Genomic DNA, 451 nt, shown 5'->3' with positions numbered 1-451 from the left:
CGAAGGTATTTTGCTGCATCGCGGCTTCCCGATTGACCAGTTGGCGACCGAGTCCAACTATCTGGAAGTGTGTTATATCCTGCTATACGGTGAAAAACCGTCANGTGAAAAACCGACGCAGGAAGAGTACGACGAGTTCAAAACCACGGTCACTCGCCATACCATGATCCACGAGCAGATCACCCGTCTGTTCCACGGTTTCCGCCGCGACTCCCACCCGATGGCCGTGATGTGCGGTGTCACCGGGGCGCTGGCTGCGTTCTACCACGATTCTCTGGACGTGAATAATCCGCGCCATCGTGAAATTGCCGCTTTCCGTCTGCTGTCCAAAATGCCGACCATGGCCGCGATGTGCTACAAATACTCCATCGGACAGCCGTTCGTATACCCGCGTAACGACCTCTCCTACGCCGGTAACTTCCTGAACATGATGTTCTCCACGCCGTGCGAA

At 55.3% G+C, this 451-nt stretch carries 1 protein-coding gene; it reads left to right on the top strand.

Annotated features, from left to right (window positions below; translation table 11 throughout):
• On the top strand, positions 1-451 hold a 451-nt coding region (locus FDX22_RS21385; protein ID WP_304571798.1), incomplete at both ends, for a citrate/2-methylcitrate synthase.

The organism is Citrobacter sp. TBCS-14, from assembly GCF_005280805.1.
GTDB lineage: Bacteria > Pseudomonadota > Gammaproteobacteria > Enterobacterales > Enterobacteriaceae > Citrobacter > Citrobacter gillenii.
Note: the sequence above shows the minus strand (reverse complement) of the source record. Positions and strands in the feature narration are given on the sequence as shown.